This window comes from Streptomyces sp. NPDC006450 (assembly GCF_040612195.1).
GTDB lineage: Bacteria > Actinomycetota > Actinomycetes > Streptomycetales > Streptomycetaceae > Streptomyces.
Genome location: NZ_JBEXPT010000217.1, coordinates 1 through 4,745, shown reverse-complemented (window position 1 = coordinate 4,745; position 4,745 = coordinate 1). Strand labels below are relative to the sequence as shown.

Sequence of the window (4,745 nt, the reverse complement as noted above, 5' to 3'; positions counted from 1 at the left end):
GGCGGGGGGGTGCGTGGGGTCGTCCCGGCCGGCACGGCCGACCGGGGGCCCGGGCCGGGGTGGGCCGAGGGTGGTCAGACGGCGGAGTGCCGCTCGCCCACGACCGCCGGGCGGACGTGGGTCAGGAGAAGGTCAAGGAAGCACTCCGGCCGGGCGAACGAGGCGAAGTGGCCGCAGTCCTCGATGAGGGCGAAGCGCTTCACCGGGGCCTCGACCTCGTCGAAGAAGGCCCGGGCGGCGGCCGTCGGGGTGAGGACGTCGTGCGCGCCCTGGAAGACGAAGAACGGGATCGCGAAGCGCGTGCCGTCGGCCCGGTCGTCGAACCCCGCCGTCCCCTCGGTGATCCGCTCCGAGAAGGACTGCCCCTGGAAGAAGTCCCGGAGATCGCGCAGCGAGTGCAGCGGGGACAGCCACATCGAGCCCAGGACCACCTTCTTGAGCGTGGCGAGCGTCAGCGGATCGCTCTGCGCGCTGATCTTGGCGTACGTCGCGCGCTCCTGCGGCGTCCACGTGTGCGGGTCCGCTCCGATCGCCTCCACCTGCGCGAGCCGTTTCGCCTTCCCGGCGGCGCGCAGCCGCTCCCGTAGGGCGTCGTGGGCGCAGGTGTCGCGGCCGCCGGTGTGGATGTTCTGGTCGGTGCCCACGTACGCGGAGTAGAGCTCGGGGTGGTTGCGGGCCAGCCGCAGCCCGAAGACGCTGCCGTAGGAGTTGGCCAGGAGCACCACCCGCTCGGCGCCCAGCAGGGCCCGGGCGTACCGGGTGACCTCCAGGGCGTCCTCGTAGAGCCGCTCGAAGGTGGCCTCGCCCTGGCCCTGCGGGCCGCCGCGGCCGAAGGTCTTGCCGGCGCCGCGCATGTCCCAGCGGACGATCGTGAAGTGCCGCTCCCAACTGCGGGTGCGGGCCGTGTAGATGGAGTTGGCGGCGCCGGGGCCGCCGTGGATCTCGACGACGACCGGGTTCGCCCGGTCCTCGCCGCGCACCGAGATCCACTGGTCGATGCCGCCGATGCGGACGAAGCCCTGCTCGTCGATGCCGTGCGGGGACTCGATCCGCAAGGTCTCGACGGCCTGTGCGCGGCGCAGGGCGCGGTGGGCGAGGAGGGCGGCCGCGGGGGTGGCGAGGGCGGTGGTTGCGGTGACGGCGGCAAGGGTGGCGAGCATTGTGCGTCCTCCGTAAACTGTTTCCTCTGGATACAGAGGAGTGTGAGGGGTGGGGGAGGTGGTGTCAACGGGCGGGGGCCGGGCCCCCCTTGCGAGGGCCCCCGCGGGCAAGGCATGCTTCGCCGGAGCAAATTGGGGAGGGTTGTCTGTGATGGACAAGCGGGCCGTGGTGACCGCGGTGCTGTGTGGGATGGCGGCGCTGGGTGCGTCCGCGGCCATGACGAAGGTGGTCCCGGCCGATGACGGCAAGGTCCGCGCGCACGCGCACGCGACACCTCCGGCGACATCCTCTACGGCCCGCCCGTCGCAGTCGCAATCATCGGAACGGGCCAGGTCGTCCGGCGGGCCGTCCTCCACGCCGACCCCCGGGCCGTCCGTGTCGCCCCCCGCGCCGGGCGGGCCCGTGGCCTACGTCGGGGCGCTGTTCGAGGGCGATGTGACCGGTGATCACTTCTGTACGGCGACCGTCGTCCACAGCCCCGGGCGGAACCTGATCGTCACCGCCGGTCACTGCCTGCAGGCCGGCCGGACCGGCGGAGCCGGAGCCTCGTTCGCACCCGCGTACGCGGACGGGCGGGCCCCGTACGGCACCTGGAAGATCGCGGAGGTCTTCGAGGACCCGCGCTGGTCGGAGGGGACGAACGACGACTACGACCTCGCCTTCGCCCGCCTGGCCCCCGACGCCTCGGGCCGCAACATCGAGGACGTCACCGGCGCCGCCGTCCTGGACACCACGGGCCGCACGGACGAGCAGGTCACGGTGACGGGCTACCCGTCGGACCGCAAGGTCCCGCGCACCTGCCTGTCCCGCGCGGTGCGGCTGAGCGCCACGGAACAGCGCTTCGACTGCGCGGACTTCCCCAGCGGCACGAGCGGGAGCTCGTGGATCGCCGCCGACGGAAAGATCATCGGCATCCTGACCGGCGGGGACACGGACGACGTGTCGACGAGCACGATCCTGGCCGACTACGCGGCGCAGCTGTACGCGCGGGCCACGGGCGGGACCGCCACGGGTGGGACCGCCACGGGCGGTGGCACGGGCGGAGGGGCCGCTCGGTGAGTCGGTGCTGCACCTCGGCCCCTTCGCCGAAGCCCTCGCCGCACGGCACGGACTGACCGGCCACGCCGTGATCCGCGCCCTCCACGGTGGGGGCCGAGCTGCGCGCGTTCGCCAGGGAGATGTCCGGGGCCACGCCGCGCCGATCAGCGGTCCCTGGCCTCCCGGGCGGGCGTGCGGGCGGGCGTGCGCTCAGGCGAGGAGTCCCAAGTGCACCGGCTCGGCGGGGGCTTCGTGGAGCAGCTGCGCGAGGCGCGGCGGCCACAGCGGTTCGCCGAGGGTGGCGAGGTTCTGCGGGGACAGCCACCGCCAGTGGGCCTCGGGGTACTCCGGTACCGGATCGCGGTGCGGGCCGGTGGTCACGTAGATGTGCTCGTACTGGCGTACGGGGATGCCCTGGTGGGTGAAGTCGTGCTCCCAGGTGCAGAGCAGCCGCTCCGGCTCCAGGTCCGTCCACCCCGTCTCTTCCCGCAACTCCCGTCGCACGCACTCCTCGGGCGTCTCCCCGGGATCGATGCCACCGCCGGGCGGCAGCCAGTGGATGCCGACTTCCACGTTGTTCTCGCGGAACAGGAACACGGATCCGGCGGGGTTGAGGACGACGATTCTTGCGGCCTGCCGAGGAGTTCGCATCAGACCAGCGTACGACGGGGGTGCGGGGGGCGGGAGAGGTTTGGTGGTGGGGTGAGGGGGCGGGGTGGGGTGGTGGTCAGGGGGCGGGGGTCTGGGGTGGGTTTGCCGGGCGTTCGAAGACGAGGTTGATTCCGTCGGTCTCGTTTCCCCGCACGGCGACGAAGGTGAAGCCGAAGCCCGCGATGGTGGCCAGGGAGGCGGTGTTGTCGGATCGGATCGTGGCCCGGACGGTTCTGACGTCGGGTTCTTCGGCGGACCTGGCCAGGAGGGCGGTCAGCAGGGCGCGGGCGTAGCCCTGGCGGCGGTAGGTGGACACGACGCTGTAGCCGACCTCGACCACGCCCGCTTCGTCCGGCGGGCCGTGGAACCCGGCGTCGCCGATGACTGTGCCGTCCGGCTCCGACACTGCGGCCCGGGTGGTCCAGGGCGCGGCGGAGGGGTCCTTGGTGAGCTGGTCGGCGCGGTAGCCGAAGATCCAGCGGGCACGATCGGACACGAAGTACGCGTCGAGGGCCACGCCGGCCTCGGCGCTGCCACCTGCGAGGTCGCCGTCGGCAAGGGCCCGTAGGGCCTGTGCGTTGAGCTTGACGAAGCGGACGCGTTTGGGGAGAAGTTCATTGCTCATCGCGGAGATGCTCACCCGGCGCATGAGGGCTGTCCACTGCTTTACGGCCCGCCGATCACGCCCCCGTCCTGTCGTTCTTCCGACGCACCAGCTCGGTGATCCAGATAGGCGCGTACGGAGAGGTGCAGCCGGGGGGTGTCGGATAGTCCTTCAGTACCTCCAGCCGCTCGCCGATGGCGAGCGCACGGGCGCGGTACTCGGCGTGCTCGATGCCGATCTGGGCCAGGCAGTGGTTCATCGCCCACTGCAGACGGTCAGGGGCACCCTTCATCTCCGCCTCGATGACGTCGAGGAGTCCCGCGAGATCCAGACCGGCGGGCTTCTTCGCCACCCGCTCGGTGGTCAGCGCCCACCCGGCACTCGCGACCACGGGGTCAGGATCGGCGAACCACGCGAGACGCAGCTCTTCCGCGTGCGGGCTCTTCCTCACCACGTAGTTCACGAGCCAGTCGTGCACCTTGGGCCTGCGCGCGTCGCGCAGCATGGCGTCCAACTCGTCCCGCCCGAAGGCCTTCGGGCGGCAGATCAGGATCGCCAGCAGCCTCGCGGCCGTGTCACCCGTCTCCCAGAGCCTGCAAGCCAGTTCGTGCTGCGTCTTCAACCGCTTCGCGACCGCTCGCAGTTTGCCGAGATTCACCCCGTGATCGTCACCGTGCTTCTCGTTCACCGCACGCGTGTTCGGGTCCTCCAGCGCGGCCAGCTCGGCCATCACCTCGGCCACCACCGTCTCAGCCACCACGGACTCCTCTCCCTCGCGCACGGGATGAACCCTACGAGGGAACCCGTCCCGGATACCTCCCCAGACCAACCGCTTCTCGCGATCAGCCGCGGCCGGTCCGCAGTCGCTGAGCCGAGTGGGAGGGGAACTGGCCGCGTGCGGCGCATGACCAGCCACAGCCGGTAGTCAGCCGCCGAGCCGAGCGGGACTGTGTAGCGATCTGTCGCGCCCACCGACCCTGAGGTGCTTCCCGTCCCCCTTGCGCTCGTGGTGGCGGTCGACGGTCACGTGAAGGGTGTCCAGACACCCGGCCCTGGATGCTCTGACCGCCCCCCGCGTCCGTACCGACCGAGCCTCCGGTCGTGCCGGGGCCGGGTACGGATGACCACCGGCGGGAAGCCGCTCGCACGTGACCGACCGGGCCGCTCCTCCCCACTCCTCCCCCTGGCCATTCCCCGGGGGGATCCCGGAAGTCTTGTGTTTTTCCGTGGTGGGACGGTCCGTCAAGGGTGGCCGAAGGCCATCGCGAAGCGACGCGACCGCAGGGAGCGC

The 4,745-nt window shown here is 71.7% G+C and carries 5 protein-coding genes; 1 reads left to right on the top strand and 4 read right to left on the bottom strand.

Annotation, left to right across the window (positions count from 1 at the left end):
- Positions 1-74: 74 nt before the first annotated feature.
- A complete protein-coding gene (locus ABZY57_RS31930; protein WP_356517900.1) occupies positions 75-1,160 on the bottom strand; it encodes an alpha/beta hydrolase in 1,086 nt (361 codons plus the stop codon).
- A 403-nt stretch (positions 1,161-1,563) separates the two neighbouring features.
- On the opposite strand from ABZY57_RS31930, the gene ABZY57_RS31925 reads away from it, so the two are divergent.
- Complete coding sequence (locus ABZY57_RS31925) at positions 1,564-2,220, top strand: trypsin-like serine protease (protein WP_356517898.1); 657 nt, start codon at positions 1,564-1,566, stop codon at positions 2,218-2,220.
- A 189-nt stretch (positions 2,221-2,409) separates the two neighbouring features.
- Here the strand turns inward: ABZY57_RS31925 and ABZY57_RS31920 are convergent, their stop codons facing one another.
- The 3 genes from ABZY57_RS31920 to ABZY57_RS31910 all read right to left on the bottom strand — a co-directional run bounded on the left by ABZY57_RS31920 (position 2,410) and on the right by ABZY57_RS31910 (position 4,184).
- Complete coding sequence (locus tag ABZY57_RS31920) at positions 2,410-2,850, bottom strand: NUDIX domain-containing protein (RefSeq protein WP_356517896.1); 441 nt, start codon at positions 2,848-2,850, stop codon at positions 2,410-2,412.
- A gap of 76 nt (positions 2,851-2,926) precedes the next feature.
- Entirely contained in the window at positions 2,927-3,475 is a 549-nt protein-coding gene (locus ABZY57_RS31915; protein WP_356517894.1) for a GNAT family N-acetyltransferase, read from the bottom strand.
- A gap of 55 nt (positions 3,476-3,530) precedes the next feature.
- Complete coding sequence (locus tag ABZY57_RS31910) at positions 3,531-4,184, bottom strand: DNA alkylation repair protein (protein WP_356517902.1); 654 nt, start codon at positions 4,182-4,184, stop codon at positions 3,531-3,533.
- Positions 4,185-4,745: the final 561 nt, after the last annotated feature.

Excerpts from the sequence above, each read along its gene's own strand:
- ABZY57_RS31920 (WP_356517896.1), bottom strand. The coding sequence starts at position 2,850 with ATGCGAACTCCTCGGCAGGCCGCAAGAATCGTCGTCCTCAACCCCGCC.
- ABZY57_RS31930 (WP_356517900.1), bottom strand. The coding sequence starts at position 1,160 with ATGCTCGCCACCCTTGCCGCCGTCACCGCAACCACCGCCCTCGCCACC.
- ABZY57_RS31910 (WP_356517902.1), bottom strand. The coding sequence starts at position 4,184 with ATGGCCGAGCTGGCCGCGCTGGAGGACCCGAACACGCGTGCGGTGAAC.
- ABZY57_RS31915 (WP_356517894.1), bottom strand. The coding sequence starts at position 3,475 with ATGAGCAATGAACTTCTCCCCAAACGCGTCCGCTTCGTCAAGCTCAAC.